17 protein-coding genes are annotated in these 16,550 nt (G+C 71.3%); 4 read left to right on the top strand and 13 right to left on the bottom strand.

Annotated elements, in window-relative coordinates; genetic code table 11:
- Window positions 1–47 precede the first annotated feature (47 nt).
- The gene (locus tag CBQ26_RS03285; protein WP_088247157.1) at window positions 48–404 is read right to left on the bottom strand and encodes a VOC family protein; all 357 of its coding nucleotides are present in this window, start codon (window positions 402–404) and stop codon (window positions 48–50) included.
- A 100-nt stretch (window positions 405–504) separates the two neighbouring features.
- Between CBQ26_RS03285 and CBQ26_RS03280 the strand changes: the two genes are divergently transcribed.
- Together CBQ26_RS03280 and CBQ26_RS03275 are read left to right on the top strand one after the other, a co-directional pair.
- Complete coding sequence (locus CBQ26_RS03280; protein WP_088247156.1) at window positions 505–1,557, top strand: aldo/keto reductase; 1,053 nt, start codon at window positions 505–507, stop codon at window positions 1,555–1,557.
- Between the two features lie 89 nt (window positions 1,558–1,646).
- On the top strand, window positions 1,647–2,393 hold the full coding sequence (locus CBQ26_RS03275) for a chlorite dismutase family protein (protein ID WP_088247866.1): 747 nt from the start codon (window positions 1,647–1,649) through the stop codon (window positions 2,391–2,393).
- A 52-nt stretch (window positions 2,394–2,445) separates the two neighbouring features.
- Here the strand turns inward: CBQ26_RS03275 and CBQ26_RS03270 are convergent, their stop codons facing one another.
- From CBQ26_RS03270 to CBQ26_RS03230, 9 genes are all read right to left on the bottom strand, one after another.
- On the bottom strand, window positions 2,446–2,955 hold the full coding sequence (locus tag CBQ26_RS03270) for a GNAT family N-acetyltransferase (RefSeq protein ID WP_088247155.1): 510 nt from the start codon (window positions 2,953–2,955) through the stop codon (window positions 2,446–2,448).
- A gap of 4 nt (window positions 2,956–2,959) precedes the next feature.
- Window positions 2,960–3,526: a helix-turn-helix domain-containing protein gene (locus CBQ26_RS03265; RefSeq protein WP_088247154.1), complete on the bottom strand. Its 567-nt coding sequence runs from the start codon at window positions 3,524–3,526 to the stop codon at window positions 2,960–2,962.
- 38 nt (window positions 3,527–3,564) lie between these two features.
- Window positions 3,565–4,242, bottom strand: coding sequence for a response regulator (locus CBQ26_RS03260; RefSeq protein WP_088247153.1), 678 nt, complete (start codon window positions 4,240–4,242; stop codon window positions 3,565–3,567).
- Window positions 4,239–5,267 carry a DUF4097 family beta strand repeat-containing protein gene (locus CBQ26_RS03255; protein ID WP_229844287.1) on the bottom strand — a complete coding sequence of 343 codons (1,029 nt, stop codon included), beginning with the start codon at window positions 5,265–5,267 and terminating at the stop codon, window positions 4,239–4,241. The genes CBQ26_RS03260 and CBQ26_RS03255 overlap by 4 nt, the downstream gene beginning before the upstream one ends.
- A complete protein-coding gene (locus tag CBQ26_RS03250) occupies window positions 5,264–7,042 on the bottom strand; it encodes a sensor histidine kinase (protein ID WP_244897979.1) in 1,779 nt (592 codons plus the stop codon). Before CBQ26_RS03250 ends, CBQ26_RS03255 begins: the two co-directional genes overlap by 4 nt.
- A gap of 108 nt (window positions 7,043–7,150) precedes the next feature.
- The gene (locus CBQ26_RS03245; RefSeq protein ID WP_088247152.1) at window positions 7,151–7,930 is read right to left on the bottom strand and encodes a BON domain-containing protein; all 780 of its coding nucleotides are present in this window, start codon (window positions 7,928–7,930) and stop codon (window positions 7,151–7,153) included.
- 96 nt (window positions 7,931–8,026) lie between these two features.
- Window positions 8,027–8,503, bottom strand: a complete 477-nt coding sequence (locus CBQ26_RS03240; RefSeq protein ID WP_055362805.1) for an NUDIX domain-containing protein — start codon at window positions 8,501–8,503, stop codon at window positions 8,027–8,029.
- A gap of 29 nt (window positions 8,504–8,532) precedes the next feature.
- Entirely contained in the window at window positions 8,533–8,925 is a 393-nt protein-coding gene (locus CBQ26_RS03235; protein WP_268248335.1) for an acyl-CoA thioesterase, read from the bottom strand.
- Window positions 8,926–8,933: 8 nt separating this feature from the next.
- On the bottom strand, window positions 8,934–9,221 hold the full coding sequence (locus CBQ26_RS03230) for a ribosome-binding factor A (RefSeq protein WP_088247150.1): 288 nt from the start codon (window positions 9,219–9,221) through the stop codon (window positions 8,934–8,936).
- A gap of 251 nt (window positions 9,222–9,472) precedes the next feature.
- Here CBQ26_RS03230 and CBQ26_RS03225 point away from each other — a divergent pair, with 251 nt between their 5' ends.
- Window positions 9,473–9,859: a hypothetical protein gene (locus CBQ26_RS03225; RefSeq protein ID WP_143341967.1), complete on the top strand. Its 387-nt coding sequence runs from the start codon at window positions 9,473–9,475 to the stop codon at window positions 9,857–9,859.
- A gap of 239 nt (window positions 9,860–10,098) precedes the next feature.
- Here the strand turns inward: CBQ26_RS03225 and CBQ26_RS22770 are convergent, their stop codons facing one another.
- The 3 genes from CBQ26_RS22770 to CBQ26_RS03210 all read right to left on the bottom strand — a co-directional run bounded on the left by CBQ26_RS22770 (window position 10,099) and on the right by CBQ26_RS03210 (window position 14,227).
- On the bottom strand, window positions 10,099–11,433 hold the full coding sequence (locus tag CBQ26_RS22770; protein ID WP_088247148.1) for a LysM peptidoglycan-binding domain-containing protein: 1,335 nt from the start codon (window positions 11,431–11,433) through the stop codon (window positions 10,099–10,101).
- Between the two features lie 72 nt (window positions 11,434–11,505).
- On the bottom strand, window positions 11,506–11,988 hold the full coding sequence (locus CBQ26_RS03215) for a hypothetical protein (protein WP_088247147.1): 483 nt from the start codon (window positions 11,986–11,988) through the stop codon (window positions 11,506–11,508).
- Window positions 11,989–12,052: 64 nt separating this feature from the next.
- Window positions 12,053–14,227, bottom strand: coding sequence for a vWA domain-containing protein (locus tag CBQ26_RS03210; protein ID WP_088247146.1), 2,175 nt, complete (start codon window positions 14,225–14,227; stop codon window positions 12,053–12,055).
- Window positions 14,228–14,505: 278 nt separating this feature from the next.
- On the opposite strand from CBQ26_RS03210, the gene CBQ26_RS03205 reads away from it, so the two are divergent.
- Entirely contained in the window at window positions 14,506–16,524 is a 2,019-nt protein-coding gene (locus tag CBQ26_RS03205; protein ID WP_088247145.1) for a DNA gyrase subunit B, read from the top strand.
- The last annotated feature ends 26 nt before the right edge of the window (window positions 16,525–16,550 follow it).

Genomic DNA, 16,550 nt, shown 5'->3' with positions numbered 1-16,550 from the left:
TGATGGGTGATGGTCAAGAGCATGGGCGCGGGGTGCCCGGAATCCCCTCACGCCTCCAGCAGTTCGACCTGCCGGCCGTCGGGGTCCTGCACGAAGGCCATGTCGCGGCCGCCGGGGCTGGGTTGCAGGTCGCGGGTGACGGTGACGCCGCCGGCGCGCAGGGTGGGCAGCAGGGCGCGCAGACCGGTGACGTGCAGGGCGATGTGCTCGGCCCAGTGGGGGTGCGGGGCGGGGGCCTGCTCCGGGATCTGGAAGAACTGGAGGCGGCCCTCCCCGAGGCGCAGGACGGCGCGGCGGTAACCCTCGGGGGTGGTGAGGTTCTTCTCGGTGACGGCGCCCAGTGTTTCGTAGAAGGCGACGGTGGCGTTCAGGTCGCGGGTGAGGAACGAGACGTGTTTCAGCATGTGCTCAGGGTACAGGGGGACCGGATGGGCGCCGGGGCGGCCTGCCTGACCGGTCGTTCGGGGTCATCCCTCCCCGGTCGGGGGTGACATAGTGCCGGGCATGGAATACCGCAAGTTGCAGGGCACCGACCTGACCGTCAGCGCGGTCGGGTTCGGCGTGTGGACGGTCGGCACGACCTGGTGGGGCGTCAAGGACGAGGAGATGGGCAAGGGGCTGCTGCGCCGGGCGTTCGATCTGGGCGTCACGTTCTTCGACAACGCGGACACGTACGCGTCAGGCCGCGCCGAGGAACTCCAGCGTGAGGCGCTGGGCGGCGTGCGCGATCAGATCGTGATCGGCACGAAGTTCGGGTACGACATCTACACCCACCCGGAACGGCCGGGGCAGCAGGAGCGTCCGCACGACTGGACGCCCGCTTACCTGCGAAAGGCGCTGGAAGGCAGCCTGAAACGCCTGGGCACCGATTACATCGACTACTACCAGCTGCACAATCCGCGCATGGACGCCATCGCGCCCGGTTCGGCGCTGGCGGACGACCTGTGGGCCGAACTGGACCGCGCCAAATCCGAGGGCCTGATCCGCGCGTACGGCACGGCGCTGGGGCCGGCGCTGAACGAACGGCAGATCGAGGAAGGGATTGCCAGCGTCCGCGACCGCCGCGCGCCCACGCAGATCATCTACAACCTCCTGGAGCAGATGCTGGGCGAGGCGATCCTCCCGGCGGGCGAGGCGGCCGGCGTGGGCGTGATGGCCCGCGTGCCACACGCCTCCGGGCTGCTGGAGGGGTACATGACGCTGGACACCGAGTTCGAGCCCGGTGACCACCGCAACTGGCGCATGACCACGAACGCCCGGCGCAAGGCCTGGATGGAGGACGGCCTGAAGAAGGTCGAGCAGCTTCAGGCGCAGTTCGTGGAGGGCCGTGGCCGCACGGTCGGGCAGCTGGCGATTCAGTTCGCGCTGCGGTCCCCGGTCATGGCGAGCGTCCTGCCGAACATCTACTCGGCGCAGAACCTCGAGGAGTACGCCGCGACCTTCGACGCCGCGCCGCTGACCGACGAGGAGTTCGGGGCGATCCAGGCGCTGTACCGGGAGAACTTCGGCCTGACGCACGACCTGCGCGGCGAGGTCGTCGCGGGAGGCGCGAAGTGAGCGGCCGTCCTGAAGGCACCCGCCCCGAGGGTGCGATGCCCGCCGAGACGGGAGCGCCCGCGCCCGCCGCGCGGCCCGGCCGCCCGAAGATGATGGTGGACCTCGACCCGAGCGGTCAGGTGACGGGCCGCGAGGCCGACCGCGCCAACCGGCAGTTCCTGAACTACGCGTTCTTCAAGCTGGACCCCTCCTTCCGGCGGCTGCCGCAGGCGGAACGGGACGAACTGAAGGCCGAGTTCCTCGCCGCCGCGCAGGGCTGGGTGGCCGACGCGCCCGCCGAGAAGGGCCTGATCCTGCGCCCGTACTCGCTGGTGGGCGTGCGTGGCGACGTGGACTTCATGCTGTGGCGCATCGCGTTCGACGTGCGTGACTTCCAGGAGTCGCAGGCCCGCCTGAACCGCACGCGCCTGATGGGATACCTGACGCAGCCGTACAACTTCATCTCCATGAACAAACGCAGCCAGTACGTAAACCGCGTGGAGGGCAGCGGGCACGGCCTGGAAATCCTGCCCGGCCAGGGTCAGTACCTGTTCATCTACCCGTTCGTGAAGACCCGCGCGTGGTACGACCTGACCCCGCACTCCCGCCAGGGCATGATGGACGAGCACATCAACGCCAGCGTGCCGTTCAAGGGCGTGCGCATCAACACCAGTTACTCCTACGGCATCGACGATCAGGAGTTCGTGGTGAGCTTCGACAGCGACTACCCGCAGGAATTCGTGGATCTGGTCCACCGCCTGCGTTACACCGAGGCGAGCATGTTCACGTTGCAGGACACGCCGATGTTCACCTGCGTGAAGAAGGACCTTGCGGGCGTGCTGGACGACCTGGGCTGAACGGCAACAGGTGGGAGGCGGTGTGGCACACGCGGCCCGCCGCCTCTGCTGTTTACAACCGCTTGTAGTAGATGAGCGTGCCGTTCAGGCGGCCGTCCGGCGTGAGGGCGAAGTCGGGGATCTCACCGACCAGGGTGTAGCCGGCGCCCTCGTAGAGTTTCCTGGCGCCGCCGTCCACGGAGGTGTCGAGGGTCAGCAGGGTGCGCCCCCGGCGGGCGGCCTCGGCCTCGGCGGTCCTCAGGAGGCCGGTGGCGACGCCCTGGCCGCGCCACGCCACGCGGGTCATCATCTTGGCGATCTCGGCGCGGTGCGGCTGGTTGGGCGGGAAGTCCAGCAGCAACGTGACGGTGCCGATCAGTTCGGGGCCGTGCCACGCGCCGTACAGCACGCGCCCGCCTGCCTCGGCGGCGTTCAGGGACGCCTGCCAGAACGCGCGGGCGTCGGCGGGCGCCAGGGGATGCATGAAGCTGACGGACCCTCCGGCGGCGACGGTCTCGGTCAGGAGTTCAGCCAGCTGGGGCAGGGCGGCGTGGGTCAGCGGCGTGATCTGGAGGTCGGTCATGGGGTCAGCTCCGGGCGAGTGCGACGAGGTACGTGCAGGGGTGGGCGGTCGTGTTGGCGATGATCACGTCGGCAGGCGGGCCGAAGCCCAGGCTGTCCCCGGCGTGCAGGTGGTGGGTGTCGCCGCCCTCGGTAACCGTGAGCTGGCCGGATTGCACCTGGATCACCTGCCGGATCAGGGCGTACGAGGAGGCGGGCAGCGCGGCCTGCCCACCGGGGGGCATGGTGACCTGCACGAGTTCGACCGGGTGGTCGGGGCGCATGAACACCTGCGTGCGGGTGTAGCCGGTGGCCGGATCGCGCCACACGGGCTGGTCGGCGGCGCGGGTCAGGCGGCTGGCGGCGGCCTCGGCGCGGACGAGCAGCCCGGCGAGCGTGAGGTCGAAGGCCCCGGCGAGGCGCACGAGCAGCGCCGCCGTGGGGCTCATCTCGCCGCGTTCGATGCGGCTGATGCTGGCGCGGGCCACGCCGGAACGCGCGGCGAGGTCGGCGAGGGACCAGCCGCGCGCCTCGCGTTCCAGGCGCAGGCGCTGGGCGATGGCGTCCGTCGCTTCGTCGCGCATGATAGACATTCATCCACTATACGCGACAGAAGAGATGCAGGAGACGGCTACAGGTCCACGCCGTCCAGGCTGGCGACGCCGTGCTTCAGGGCGTACAGCGCCGCCTGGGTGCGGCTGTCCAGGCCCAGTTTGCCCAGCAGGCGCGAGACGTGGGTCTTGACGGTGGCCTCGCTGACGTTCTGGTCGGCGGCGATGTCGCGGTTGCTGTACCCGTGCGCGATGAGTTGCAGGACGATGGTTTCCTTGGGGGTCAGGCTCTCGCGCATCTCGCCGCCCCGGAAGTCCCGCACGAGGCGCCGGGCCGCTTCCGGGTGCAGGCGCACCTCGCCGCGCGCGGCGGCGTGGATGGCGTCGGCCAGGGTGTCCGACGAGGCGTCCTTGAGCATGTAGCTGATCGCGCCGGCCTCGATGGCGCCGTTCACCTTGTGTTCCTCCAGGGTGCTGGTCAGGGCGATGACCTCGGTGTCCGGATGGGCGCGTTTCAGGGCGCGGGTGGCGGTGATACCGTCCATGACGGGCATCATCAGGTCCATGATGACCACGTCGGGGTGCAGCGCGGCGACCTGCGCGAGGGCCTCCTCGCCGTTGGCGGCCTCGCCGATCACGTCGATGAGGGGATCGAGGCCCAGGAACAGGCGCAGGCCCTGGCGGACGACGGCGTGGTCGTCGACCAGCAGGACGCGCACGGACGGTTCGGTGGAAGGTTGGGCGGTGGGGTGGGTCATGGGGTGTCCTCCAGGGGGCGCAGGGTGAACCGGGCGCGGGGGGCGTCCACGAACACGTCGAGGTCCGGGGCCAGCGAGGCGGGCGCGCCGCGCGGCCAGGAGAGGCTGTCGCGGTCCGTGAAACGCACCCGGACCTTCAGGGCGGGCGGGACGCGCAGGGTCACGTCGCCGCTCTGGGTGCGGATGTCGAGGTTCCCGCGCGTGCTGGGCGTGGCGGTCACGGTCAGGTCGCCGCTGTCGGTGGTCAGGGTGGCGCGGCCCGTGACGGTCGGCAGCGTGAGGCGCACGTCGCCGCTCTCGGTGCCGACGCCCAGCGTCTGGGTGCGCATGGCGCCCAGGTCGAGCGTCTGGTCGCCGCTGGCGGTGTTCACGCGCAGCGCGTCCGGGGCCGAGCCGGGCGCGGCGCGGACGGTGACCTCGCCGCTGCGGGTCACGACGCTCAGCGGCCCGGCGGGCCGGGCGGGCAGGTCGAGGGTCTGGTCGCCGTTGTCGCTGCGCAGGCTCAGGCTCCGCAGGCGCAGCGGTCCCAGGTCGGCCGTGACGTTCCCGCTGGTCGTGACGACCCCCAGCGTGAGCGGCAGGTTCCGCGCGAGCAGCAGGTCCGCCGCGTGCTGCACCTGCTCCGGGCCGCTCACGATCACGCCGCCCCGGTCAAGCGGCTGCACGCGCAGGGTCAGCGCGGCGTTCAGGGCGCGGCCCTGGCGGGTCACGTCGGCCTGCACGGGGTTGCGGGCGCGGTGACGCACGCGGCCCTGCACGGCCAGGGCGCTGCCCGCCGGCAGGGCGCCCAGCGTCAGGTTCACGCGGTCGCCGCTGAAGCTCAGGCCGGCCGTGCGGGCCAGGTCCAGCGGCAGCGGGCCGTCCAGGGGCACGCTGACGGGTGTGTCCAGCACGCTCATGCCGGGCGTGGGGTGCAGCGTGACGTTCTGCCACGCCAGCAGCGCCCCGCCCGCCACCAGCAGCAGCCCGGCGGCCATGCGGCCCAGGACCGGTAGCAGTGGCCGGGAGGGCGGCACGGTGGTCACGCGCCCACCGCGCCCGGCGTGGGCAGGGGTGGGGCGGGAGGCGCGGCGGGCAGGGTCAGGGTGACGGTCGTTCCCTCGCCCGGCGCGGACTGCACGGTCAGGGTCCCGCCGGCCCCGGCGGCGCGTTCGCGCATGCTGCGCTGGCCCAGCGTGCCGCGCCCCTGCGCCTGCGGGTCGAAGCCGCGCCCGTCGTCCCGGACGGTCAGGGTCACGAGCGGGCCGTCCTGCGCCAGCGAAACCCACACCTGCGCGGCGCGGGCGTGCTTCACGACGTTGTGCAGCGCCTCCTGCGCCACGCGGTACGCGGCGGCCTGCACGTCCGGCGCGAGGTCCGGTTCGCGGCGCAACTCGGCGTGCACCTTCAGGCCGTGCCGGGCTTCCAGGGCGTGGGCGTGCTGCGTGAGCGCGGCGGTCAGGCCGCCCTCCTCCAGCGCGTCGGGGCGCAGGCTGAACAGCAGCGCCTTCATCTCGGACACGCCGCCCTCGGCCAGCCGGATGGTGTAGTCCAGGCTCTGGAGGGTCCGGGCCGGATCGCGTTCCAGCGTGGCGCGGGCCGTCTTGGCGCCCAGCGTGATGCCGTACAGGGCCTGCGCGACGCTGTCGTGCAGTTCGCGGGCCAGCCGGGCGCGTTCCTGCTCGCCGGCCCGCGCGCCCGCCCGTTCGATCAGCTGCGCGGCGTGCAGGGCGGTTCCGGCGTGATCCGCGATGCTCAGCAGGAACGCCAGTTCGTCCTCGCCGGGCCGCACGCCGGGACGGTAACGGGCGCGCAGCGTGCCGCCCTCCAGCGTTCCGGCCGACGCAGGCAGCGACACCGGCAGCACCGCCAGCACTCCCCCGTCCGGCAGCGGCAGCACGTTCGCCTCGCCCGGCCGGGGCAGGGCCGTGTCCGGGGGACTGCCCTCCGCGCCGTCTGCCCACGGGCCGCTCCAGGCATCGGCCCAGGGGTCGGACACGCTCGACGCGCGCAGCGTGCCGTCCGGGGCGTGCAGCGTGACCTGCGCGGCCGTGCTGGCGGCGCAGGCCTGGGTGGTCAGGTCGGCCAGCGTGGCGTTCAGGTCGTCGCCCAACGCGACCCGTCCGGCCGCGCGGCGCAGCGCCACGACCTCACGCCGGGCCGCCTCGTCCCCGGCGTCCAGGGTCAGCAGCGCCGACGTCAGGCGCGTCCACAGGCGATCCATCAGGTTCAGCACGCCGCCCGCCACGATCAGCAGGCCCAGCCCGACCAGCATCAGGCCCGCCACGGCCACCGGCCCCGGCTGCACCGTCCACTCGTTCCACATGACCGGCACGGCCGACCCCAGCGCCCACCCCGGCGCGGCCAGCCCCAGCAGCGCCAGCCCCAGCAGCGCGGCCAGCACCAGCCAGCACAGCAGCCCCAGCGGCAACTGCACCACATGGAACAGCAGCGTGCGGTACGTGACCGGCGAGGACAGCTGCGCGCCCAGCCAAGCGAGCACGCCGGGGTAGGCGGGGGGCGGCGGACGGGTGAACCGCACGCCCAGCACGCCCGCCAGCGCCCGCTGAACGTCACCGAGCGCACCCACCAGCCACAATGCGCCCAGCAGGGCGGGCGCCCCGATCAGCAGCGGCAGGGTCAGCAGGCCGCCCGCGATCACCACCGTCAGGAGCGCCGCGACGACCAGCCCCACCGGCAGGGTCAGCAGCACGTACGCCGCCGCGCGGTACGTGGCGGGATCGGTCAGGTCACGCAGCGGCCCGCCACGCACGCCGCGTGACCCGCCCCGTTCCCGCACCGCTCCCATGACCTTCATCATGCCGCGCAGCGTAGCGCCGCGCACCCCACCCGCTCGTCCCACGAAAGGCGGAGGCCCGCCGCGTGGCAGGCCTCCGTGGACGGACGCACCAACAGTGGGCGCGCCGGATCAGCCGGGAATGCGGATCTTCTGCCCGACCTTGATCAGGTCCGGGTTGCTGATGTTGTTGAAGTGAGCGATCTTCCGGTACTCGGCGGCGTTCCCGTAGTACTTCTGGGCAATGGCGCCCAGGGTGTCGCCGGCCTTCACGGTGTACACGGTGTCGCCGGTGTCCTGGTCTTTTTCCTTCGCCAGTTCCTTGGCGCCGACGGCGACCCGCAGGCCGCTGATGTCCACGGCCGACACGCCCGGCACCTCGCGGGCGAGTTTCTCGGCGAGGCGCTGCTCGTGATCGTTGTCCACCACGCCGCGCAGGATGACGCTCTTGCCGCTCTGCAGCACGTCGATGGGATCGTCCGCGAGTTCCACGTTGCCGCGCAGGGCCTTCAGGACAGCCTTGGCAATCCGGCTGCGGTCCTCGACCTCGGCCTCAATATCGTCTGCCGGGGCGGCGCGGGCCGGCGCGGGACGGGCATTCAGGTTCCCGGTGGTGGGCTGAATCTCCGGGGCGGCCTCCTGCACGGTCGCCGCCGGGGCCTGCGGGGCCGGCTGGGCGGGCGCCGCCACCTGCTGCTCGAAGGTCACGCCGCTGGTATCGACGTTCTTGACGCCGCTGATCCCGCCCGCCACCGCGTTGATCAGCCCCACGTAGCGCTCGTTGGGCACCATGCCGGTGATCGTGACGGTGCCGCCACGCTCCTGAACCTGCAGCCCCAGGTCCTTCAGGCGGGTCTGCTCGTTGATGGCGTCTTTGACTCGGTCAGCAGTGCTTTTTCCAAATGGCCACATGGGGGCCAGCGTACACTGCCCGGTCCAGGCAGTGTGAATTACCCCACGTTCCTTAAGGTCCGGTCAGGATTCCCTGAGGGCGGCGCGGGCTGGCCGTCAGATCGGGTAGTACGCGCGGGGCTGGCCGCGCACGAAGTCACGGGTGGGCACCCAGATCAGCGGGTTGCGTTCCTCGACCTCGGGCGGCGGGCCGTAACGGACCAGGGACTCGACCTGCTCGAACGGCACCCACTTGACACCCACCACCTCGGGGTCGGTGGGGTCCAGTTCGCCGTGGAAGGTCGCGGTGAACCGCCCGAAGATGGCGTAACACTCGTTACGGGTGCCGGGCAGCAGCTCGCCTTCGAGCAGACTGACGAACATCAGGTCCGTGACGGTCAGGCCGGTCTCGTACAGCACCTGCCGCACGGCGGCGTCCCCGAGGGTCTCGCCGGCGTTGGCCTTGCCGCCGGGCAGGCCGTAGAAGATGCTGCCGTCGTCCATGCGTTCCTCGACCAGCAGCAGGTGCCCGTCGCGGATCAGGTACACGTGCGCGGCGCGCTTGATGGGCAGGGTGCGCGACAGGTTACTCATGTGACGGGCAGTCTAGCGCGCCGGCCGGGTCAGGAGGGTCCGGGTGAGGACAGCGCGGCGAGCACGTCGTCCGGCAGGCGCGCCGGGCGATAGCCGTGATCGGTGGCGATGTGGCGCGTCTCGCCCGTGGCGAGCAGTTCGTCGCCGCGCCGGACCTCGTACGTGAAGGTCAGGGTGCGCGAGCGTACGGACGTCACGCGCGTCAGGACATGCAGGGTGTCATCGTAACGGGCGGCGCGGCGGTACTCGACGTTCAGGCCGGCCAGCATCAGGTAGTAACCACGCGCCTCGACCTCCCGGTACGGCAGGCCCAGGGCGTTCATCAGGTCCGTGCGGGCCACCTCGAACCACACCGGGTACGTGGCGTGGTGAACGACCCCCATGGCGTCCGTCTCGGCGTAACGGACCCGGATGACCGTCACGGCCGGCGTCACAGGACCGCGTCGGACGCGGCGTGGAATTCCAGGGTGGGCGTGCGGCGCAGCTTCACCTGTTCGGCCACCTGCCGCTGAAGGTGCCCGCGTGCGCCCCGCAGCGCTTCGAGCAGTTCGTCCATGTCGCCGGTCATGGCGCTCACGTACACCCGCGCGATGCCGTAGTCGCTCGTGAGGCTGATGCGCTCGACGGTCACGATCATGGGCACGCGCGGGTCCCGCAGGCCCGAGATGGCCTCGCTGAGCACGCGGGTCAGCTGCGACTGGAGCTGTTCGGGTTTCATGCGCGCACCGGCGCGGCCGTCAGGAAGGGTGCGGTCAACATCCGCGCATGCTACAGCGTCCGTCCGCAGGACAGCCCCGGTCCGGCCCCCGCCGGATACGGCGTGCGGCCAGCAGCGTACAGGACGCCGGGCGGTCACGGCACGGGCACGCTGCGGTCACGGGGGGCGGCGCAGGGTTATGGCACCCGCCCCACCCGGCAGCCGCGCAGGCCGCCCGGAATCCTCTCCAGTGGGCGGGCAGGAGGAACCTCATGTGGACCCTGATCTCTATCCTTCCCCTCCCGACGTCTGTGCGCCGCCTGCGGCCGCTGCTGATCGGCGCGGCCCTGTTCGCCGGGTGTGGCGCGCCCGCGCAGGGGCTGGCGTCCCTGACCACATCCGGGGCCATCCTCGCGGGTGGAACCACCCTGACCGGCCGGGTGGAGGTGCCCGGCACGCACGAGCAGGTGTGCGCGTCGCTGGAAGCCGACGGATGGACGCTGGTCGCCGTGTCCTACGCAGGCAACCGTGTGCAGCGACTCTACGTCTCGGACGCGGCGGCAGCGAGCGCCGGGTACGCACTGGTGAGTGACGATCTGCCCGTGCAGATGTTCATGTACGCGAGCTGGCCTGAACTGCGCCACGCCATCCTGCGCTGAACACGGCCGGCAACTGGCTCATACGGACTGCCGTTTGTTTCGCTGGCAATCCGGAACTTCACCGCCCCTGCCGGCTCCACGTCCGGAGGGGCGTGTTGCTCCCACTCTGCGGGGGCAGCTCTCCGAGTCGCTTCGCTCGGACCAGCGGGCTCTGCAGCCCATTCAATCGGAGGCCTGATGATGCGGACTCCAACCGGGTCATGCGGGTGGACGCGACCCGCAGCGTATCTGCCGCTGTGTCAGCGGGCGTAGCGGCGGCCGGTGTAGTCCGTGAACACGCCGATGCCGTAGCTGACCTTGCGGACGCTGTCGAGCGCCGCCTGTCCGTTCCAGGCGATGCCGGTGGAGCTGCCGCCGTCGAGCAGCAGGGCGTCGCGGATGCCCAGGCGGGCCATGACGCGGCCCATCTCGGTGGTCGTGAGTTTCATGTGGGTGCTGACGAGCACGAGGTCGCGGTTGCTGATCAGGCCGATGGCGCTGCGGGCGGCGCGGCCGAACAGGGCCGGGTCGCGGAACGCGGCGTTGTAGCGGGTGATCAGCTGGCCGCCGCTCAGGATGCGGGGGCCGGTCGCGATGACGGTTTCCATGCCGGCCCAGGTGGTGTCCAGGGGCCGCTGGAGCAGCGGGGTGGTACTGGCGCGGATGGTGGCGCGGTTGTCGGGGGTGATGGCCAGCGCCATGGGAATGCGGCCCCAGGTGAGCATGCGGCCCTGCATGACGATGTCCCCGGCCGGGGCGTACGTCTGCGGGTGGAAGTACGAGCCGTTGATGACGACTTTCGCGCCGCTGTTCCGGGCCAGCTGGCTGACGCGGGCGCCGCTGCCGAACGCGGCGCGCGGGCTGGCCAGGACCGGCGCGATCAGCGTGTCGCGGTGCCGCAGGTCCACGTTCGCGATCCGGACCGGGACGCTCAGCGGGGTCAGGCGTTTGAAGCTGACGGCCGGGCGGACCGGGCGGGGGGGGATCGGGACCGGGACGCGGCTGGGGACGAGCAGTTTCCGGCCCGGCACGATCAGGCGGGCGGTGTTCAGGCCGTTCAGGCGGCGCAGGTGGTCCACGCTCAGGCGGTAACGGGCGGCGAAACGGGTGGGTGTGTCCCCGGCGGTCATGCGGACGTAGCGGTACACGACCCGGACCTCGGTGGTGGGGGCCGGGGCGGGGCGGGTGGTTCGGGCCGGGATCTTCAGGGTCTGGCCGGTGCGGATGACGCTGCTGGTCAGGCTGTTCCCGGCTTTCAGGGCGGCGACGCTCACGCCGTAGCGGCGCGCGATCAGGCTCAGGGTGTCGCCCTGCTTCACGGTGTGCCGCCGGGCGGTGGCCGCCGCCGTGGTGGCAGGGGCAGGAGCGGAAGCGCCTGCGCTGAGGCGAAGCACCTGCCCGGCGCGGATCACGTCGCCCTTCAGGCCGTTCGCGGCGCGCAGGGCGGCCACGCTGGTGCCGGTGCGGGTGGCGATGCGGTACAGCGTGTCCCCGGCGCGGACCGTGACGGTGCGCGGGGCACTGGCGGCCAGCGCGGGGCCGGCCGGGCCAGTCAGGCCGAGGAGAAGCAGGAGCAGCAGGGAGGTTCGGCGCATGACGTCCCACCTGACCACAGTTGTGTCGGCTCAGGATGAAGCGCGCCTGACGCGACGTTCATGCCGGGTGCGTCAGGTGCCGGGGGTGCTGCCGGGGAACACCGCGACCCGCCCGATCATGAACGCGCAGCCGTACATGAAGAACGCCACGAGCGGCAGCAGCCGCAGGCCCACGCGCGGATCGACCCAGCGACCCCGGCTGAGCATCTCGATGATGTACATGCTGAGCAGCACGAACGCCACGTACATCCAGTGTTCGCCGTTGCGGCTGGGGTCGGGCGGGAAGCCGTAGCGCGTGACGCCGCCACCGGCGTCGGTGGCACTGGCGACCTTCTGGCCGCCCAGGGCCAGGAGGATGCCGGTCACGCCCGGCAGCAGCAGCGTCACCCAGGTCAGGCGCACCCAGATCAGGAAGGGATTGTCTACCCGCCCCCGGATGGCCGGAACGAGACTCCAGACGGTCAGGATCAGGCACGCGACGGTCAGCGGGGTCGAGAGCAGAATGCCCAGCGGCGTGTCGAACCGGACGTTATGAATGAGGCGGATCAGCTCCATGTCCGCAGCGTATCGCGGCGGGGCGTGGGCGGGCGTCCCCGCCTCCCCTCCCCTGTCCGCTCTGTCAGCCCAGGAAGTCCACGACGGCGTGCGGGGGCAGGGGCGTGCCGGGCGTCAGGACGGTGTTCTCGCCGGCGACGCGCAGTTGCAGGGTGTCCGGGGCGTGCAGCAGCAGCAGGTCGCGGCCACTGAGGCTGACGCTCAGGCCTTCCAGGGCGGGGGCGCGCAGGGCCTCGCCGAGGTCCGTGACGGGCGCGTGGACGCGCAGGGCGTGCTCGCCGTACGGGCCGCGCACGTGCAGGACGGGGCCGCGGCTGTGCAGCGCGAGGGGCAGGCCCAGCCCGGCGAGGCTGCCGAGGGTGGGGTGCGGCGCGCGGGACCGCCGGGCGACCGCCACGCCCAGCAGGGTGCCGGGGCGCACGACGTCGCCGGGATTGAGCAGGCGGGTACCCTGACTGACTTCCAGGTCCGGCGGGAAGCGCAGGATGCGCAGGCCGTCGCGGTGCTGTTCGGCGCGCAGGCCGCTCAGGTGCGGCACGCGGGCCATCTGCCCCAGGTCGAAGGGGCCGCCCAGCGGCGTGGGGACGCTGCTGACCTCGCCGTCCGCGCCGACCAGGGCCAGGGTGCGGTCGTCGCGGTACTCCAGGCCCTCGACCGGGGTGGGCGGCGCGGGGCGGGCCGGGCGGGCGGCCGGGGCGGGCGCCTTCCGGCGGGCCCGCCACCCGAGCAGCAGCGCGGCGGCCAGCGCCAGCCCGACCAGGGCGGCCAGCGGGGACGGCGCCCGCCCGGAATCCGCTCCGCCCGCCGGGCCTGTGGTCGGCTCCGTGGTCGGCGGGGTGGGCGTGACCGGCGCCGTGACCGGTGGGACGGTCGGCAGGCGTCCCCCGGCCGCGCCGGTCAGGGCGGGCAGCGGCTGCGGCGGCAGGCCCGGAATGAGCAGGGTGGGCGTGACGCTCTGACCGGCCGGGAGGTCCAGGCCCATGAACTGCACGCTCAGTTCACGACTGCCGGGCAGGGCGCGGACCTCGGCGCGCAGGCCCGCCGCGCCGCGGACGCTGGCCTGTTCGAGCGGCAGGCCGGGCGCGGCGCGGTAGCGCAGGGTGGCGTGCTCGCCGGCTTTCAGGGTGCGGTCCTCGCCGGGGTTCAGCCAGGTCAGCAGGGGGGCGCTGCCGGTCAGGCGCAGCAGCACGCGGCGGGCGCGGGGCGCCACCTGTCCCGCCGCCTCGCTGGGCGGGGCGCACAGCAGCGCGGCGGCGCCGGCCTGCACGGGGCCGGTCAGGTTCAGGCGGCCCGTGTCGGCCGGCACGTTGTTCAGTCGCGCGGTGTTCAGCCGCACGTTGCGCGCGCCGGGACTGACCGCGAGCGTCAGGGGCGTGCCGGGCGGGAAGGCGGTGTCGGCGGCGGCGGGGTCCGTGATGGTCAGCAGTCCGCCTTCCAGGCCGGTGCCGGCGGCCGTCTGGCCGGTCAGGTCGGGAATCCGGCGCAGCGGGAGGGTCAGGCCGCTGGCGTAGTCGCTGCCTTCCAGGGCGGCGCGGGCGGCGGCGGGAATGTCGGTGCCCAGCGCCACGTAGTGCAGCCGGTCCAGGGGGCCGCGCGCGGTGAAGGCGTCCAGGGCGGCCTGCGCGGCTCCGGCCGTGGCAGCGCTGTCGTTGTCGATGCCGTCGGTCAGGACGAACACGGTCGTCAGGGTGTCCGGCTGGGGGGTCAGGGGTTGCAGCGCGGCCCGCAGGCTGCGGTACAGGTAGGTGTTGTTGCCGTCGGCGCGCGTGGCGGCCAGCGCGGCGGTCCAGTCGGGGTTGCGGGCGGGGTCGCTGAAGGTGCGGCGGGTGCGCAGGCCGCCGTCGAAGGTGATCAGGGTCAGTTCGTCCGGGGTGCGGACCTGCACGTACCGGTCCACGCTGGCCTTGACCTGCTCGAAGATGTCGGCGCGGCCGTCGCCCAGGCCGCGCATGCTGCCGCTGGTGTCCAGCACGATCACGGCGCGGGTGCGGGTGGGCAGCGGGCCGGCGGGCAGGGCGCAGGCAGGCTGGACTGCCGCCGCTCCGCTGGCCTGCGTGGTCTGTGCTGTTCTGGTCTGGGCTGTTCCGCTCTGGGGGGTGCCAGTCTGGGCGGCGCCGGTCTGGGTGGGGTTCAGGAGCAGGCAGGTCAGCAGCAGGGCGGTCAGTGGCCGGGAACGCCCCGGCCGGGGGGCCGGTGGCGGGGCGGTGATCGGGGCGGTGCTGGCAGGGGCGCGGTCCATTCGTGCCGTATTTTGACGCTTCCGGAGGCGGGGGCGGTGGGGGGCGCGGCGCGGTCCGGCTGCACCTGCGGGCCGGAGTGGCTGCTGCACGGCATTTCCGTGACGGCAGACGGGATCGGACTTTGCCGGCGTATTACGTTATAGACGTAAAATATTTGACCCTTTTCAACCGCAGTAGTATACTGAACAGACCCGGAAGGCGCCCCAACACGCGCGCCCCACCCCACCACCACCCACACCAGCGCCGGCCCCACCGGGAGCCGCGCCCCAGGAGCCCCATGACCCAGATCGACGACCCCGTCAACGCCCCCGTGCAGGACATCACCACCACCGCCGGCCCCAGCGCCGACTACACCGCCGCCGACATCAGCGTCCTCGAGGGCATGGACGCCGTGCGCAAACGCCCCGGCATGTACGTCCAGGGCGGCACCGGCATCGACGGCTACCACCAGCTCCTGACCGAAATCATCGACAACGGCATCGACGAAGGCCTCGCCGGCTTCGCCGACGAAATCCACATCATCCTCCACGCCGACGGCGCCGCCACCGTCACCGACAACGGCCGCGGCATCCCCATCGACATCATGCAGAGCAAGGGCCGCCCCGCCATCGAAGTCATCTTCAGCGAACTGCACGCCGGCGGCAAATTCGGCCAGGGCGCCTACAAGGTCTCCGGCGGCCTGCACGGCGTCGGCAGCACCGTCGTGAACGCCCTGAGCCTCTACCTCGACGTCACCGTCAACAAGCACGGCAAACTGCACAACATCCGCTTCGAGAAAGGCACGCTCGTCAAACCCCTGCGCGACGAAGGCCCCACACCGGGCGACGTCACCTGGGCCACCCGCGTCTCCTTCCACCCCGACCCCGCGATCTTCAAGGAATTCGACAACCACTTCAACTACGACCGCATCCGCAACCGCCTGCGCGAACTCGCGTACCTGACGGGCCTGAAGATCGTCATCCGTGACGAACGCACCGAACTGCACGCCGGACAGATCAAGGAAGAAACCTTCCACGAAAAAGGCGGCGTCGCCAACTTCGCCCGCGCACTCGTCACCGACGACACCAAACTCCTGTACGACCAGCCCATCGTCATGCGCGGCAAGCACAGCGACGTCGAGGTCGAAGTGGCGTTCATCCACGCCAACACCTACGCCAGCGACAACATCCTGACGTACGCCAACATGATCCGCACCCGCGACGGCGGCACCCCCCTGACCGGCTTCAAGACCGCCTACACCCGCATCCTGAACAAGTACGCCCGCGACAAGAACATGATCAAAGCCGGGAACCCCGTCCCCAGCGGCGACGACCTCCTCGAAGGCATCTACTGCGTCGTCAGCGTCAAACTCGGCGACCCCCAGTTCGAATCGCAGGCCAAGGTCAAACTCCTGAACAGCGAAGCGCAGACCGCCGTCAACGCCGTCGTCGGCGAGAAATTCGCCGAATTCCTCGAAGAGAACCCCAAAGTCGGCAAGACCATCGTCGAGAAAGCCGCCGAAGCTGCCCGCGCCAGGGAAGCCGCCCGCAAGGCCCGCGACATCGTCCGCCGCAGCAACCCCCTGGAAAACGACGACCTGCCCGGCAAACTCGCCGACTGCAGCAGCCAGGACCCCACCGAAAGCGAACTGTTCATCGTCGAAGGCATCAGCGCCGGCGGCAGCGCCAAGGGCGGCCGCGAACGCCGCTTCCAGGCCATCCTCCCCCTGCGCGGCAAGATCCTGAACGTCGAAAAAGCCGAACTGAACAAGATCCTCAAGAACGCCGAAATCCGCGCCCTGATCGGCACCATCGGCGCCGGCGTCGAAGGCACCGGCGACCGCATGCACTTCGACCTGTCAAACCTCCGCTACCACAAGATCATCATCATGACCGACGCCGACATGGACGGCGGCCACATCGCCACGCTGCTCCTGACCTTCTTCTACCGCTACATGCGCCCCATCGTCGAAGCCGGCTACCTCTACATCGCCCAGCCGCCCCTGTACCGCATCATGATCGGCCGCGAAAAGAAAGGCACCTACCTCTACGACAACGACGCCCTGAAAACCGCCGTCGCCCAGGCCAACCGCGAAGGCAAAAAATACGACATCCAACGCTTCAAAGGCCTCGGAGAAATGAACGCCGACCAACTCTGGGACACCACCATGAACCCCGAAACCCGCGTCCTCAAACGCGTCGGCATCGAAGACCTCATCGTCGCCAACGAAGTCTTCGAGAACCTCATGGGCACCGAAGTCGCCCCCCGCAAAGTCTTCATTCAAGAAAACGCGAGATTCGCCGAAATCAGCGTGTAACCATTCACCCCTGAGAGTGGCCGGAC

The sequence above is a fragment of the Deinococcus indicus genome (assembly GCF_002198095.1).
GTDB classification, from domain to species: domain Bacteria; phylum Deinococcota; class Deinococci; order Deinococcales; family Deinococcaceae; genus Deinococcus; species Deinococcus caeni.
This window is presented reverse-complemented; position numbering and strand designations above follow the sequence as displayed.

Excerpts from the sequence above, each read along its gene's own strand:
- CBQ26_RS22770 (WP_088247148.1), bottom strand. The coding sequence starts at position 11,433 with ATGCGCCGAACCTCCCTGCTGCTCCTGCTTCTCCTCGGCCTGACTGGC.
- CBQ26_RS03230 (WP_088247150.1), bottom strand. The coding sequence starts at position 9,221 with ATGAAACCCGAACAGCTCCAGTCGCAGCTGACCCGCGTGCTCAGCGAG.
- CBQ26_RS03280 (WP_088247156.1), top strand. The coding sequence starts at position 505 with ATGGAATACCGCAAGTTGCAGGGCACCGACCTGACCGTCAGCGCGGTC.
- CBQ26_RS03265 (WP_088247154.1), bottom strand. The coding sequence starts at position 3,526 with ATGTCTATCATGCGCGACGAAGCGACGGACGCCATCGCCCAGCGCCTG.
- CBQ26_RS03260 (WP_088247153.1), bottom strand. The coding sequence starts at position 4,242 with ATGACCCACCCCACCGCCCAACCTTCCACCGAACCGTCCGTGCGCGTC.
- CBQ26_RS03240 (WP_055362805.1), bottom strand. The coding sequence starts at position 8,503 with ATGAGTAACCTGTCGCGCACCCTGCCCATCAAGCGCGCCGCGCACGTG.
- CBQ26_RS03210 (WP_088247146.1), bottom strand. The coding sequence starts at position 14,227 with ATGGACCGCGCCCCTGCCAGCACCGCCCCGATCACCGCCCCGCCACCG.
- CBQ26_RS03285 (WP_088247157.1), bottom strand. The coding sequence starts at position 404 with ATGCTGAAACACGTCTCGTTCCTCACCCGCGACCTGAACGCCACCGTC.
- CBQ26_RS03270 (WP_088247155.1), bottom strand. The coding sequence starts at position 2,955 with ATGACCGACCTCCAGATCACGCCGCTGACCCACGCCGCCCTGCCCCAG.
- CBQ26_RS03225 (WP_143341967.1), top strand. The coding sequence starts at position 9,473 with ATGTGGACCCTGATCTCTATCCTTCCCCTCCCGACGTCTGTGCGCCGC.
- CBQ26_RS03245 (WP_088247152.1), bottom strand. The coding sequence starts at position 7,930 with ATGTGGCCATTTGGAAAAAGCACTGCTGACCGAGTCAAAGACGCCATC.
- CBQ26_RS03275 (WP_088247866.1), top strand. The coding sequence starts at position 1,647 with ATGATGGTGGACCTCGACCCGAGCGGTCAGGTGACGGGCCGCGAGGCC.
- CBQ26_RS03215 (WP_088247147.1), bottom strand. The coding sequence starts at position 11,988 with ATGGAGCTGATCCGCCTCATTCATAACGTCCGGTTCGACACGCCGCTG.
- CBQ26_RS03250 (WP_244897979.1), bottom strand. The coding sequence starts at position 7,042 with ATGATGAAGGTCATGGGAGCGGTGCGGGAACGGGGCGGGTCACGCGGC.
- CBQ26_RS03205 (WP_088247145.1), top strand. The coding sequence starts at position 14,506 with ATGACCCAGATCGACGACCCCGTCAACGCCCCCGTGCAGGACATCACC.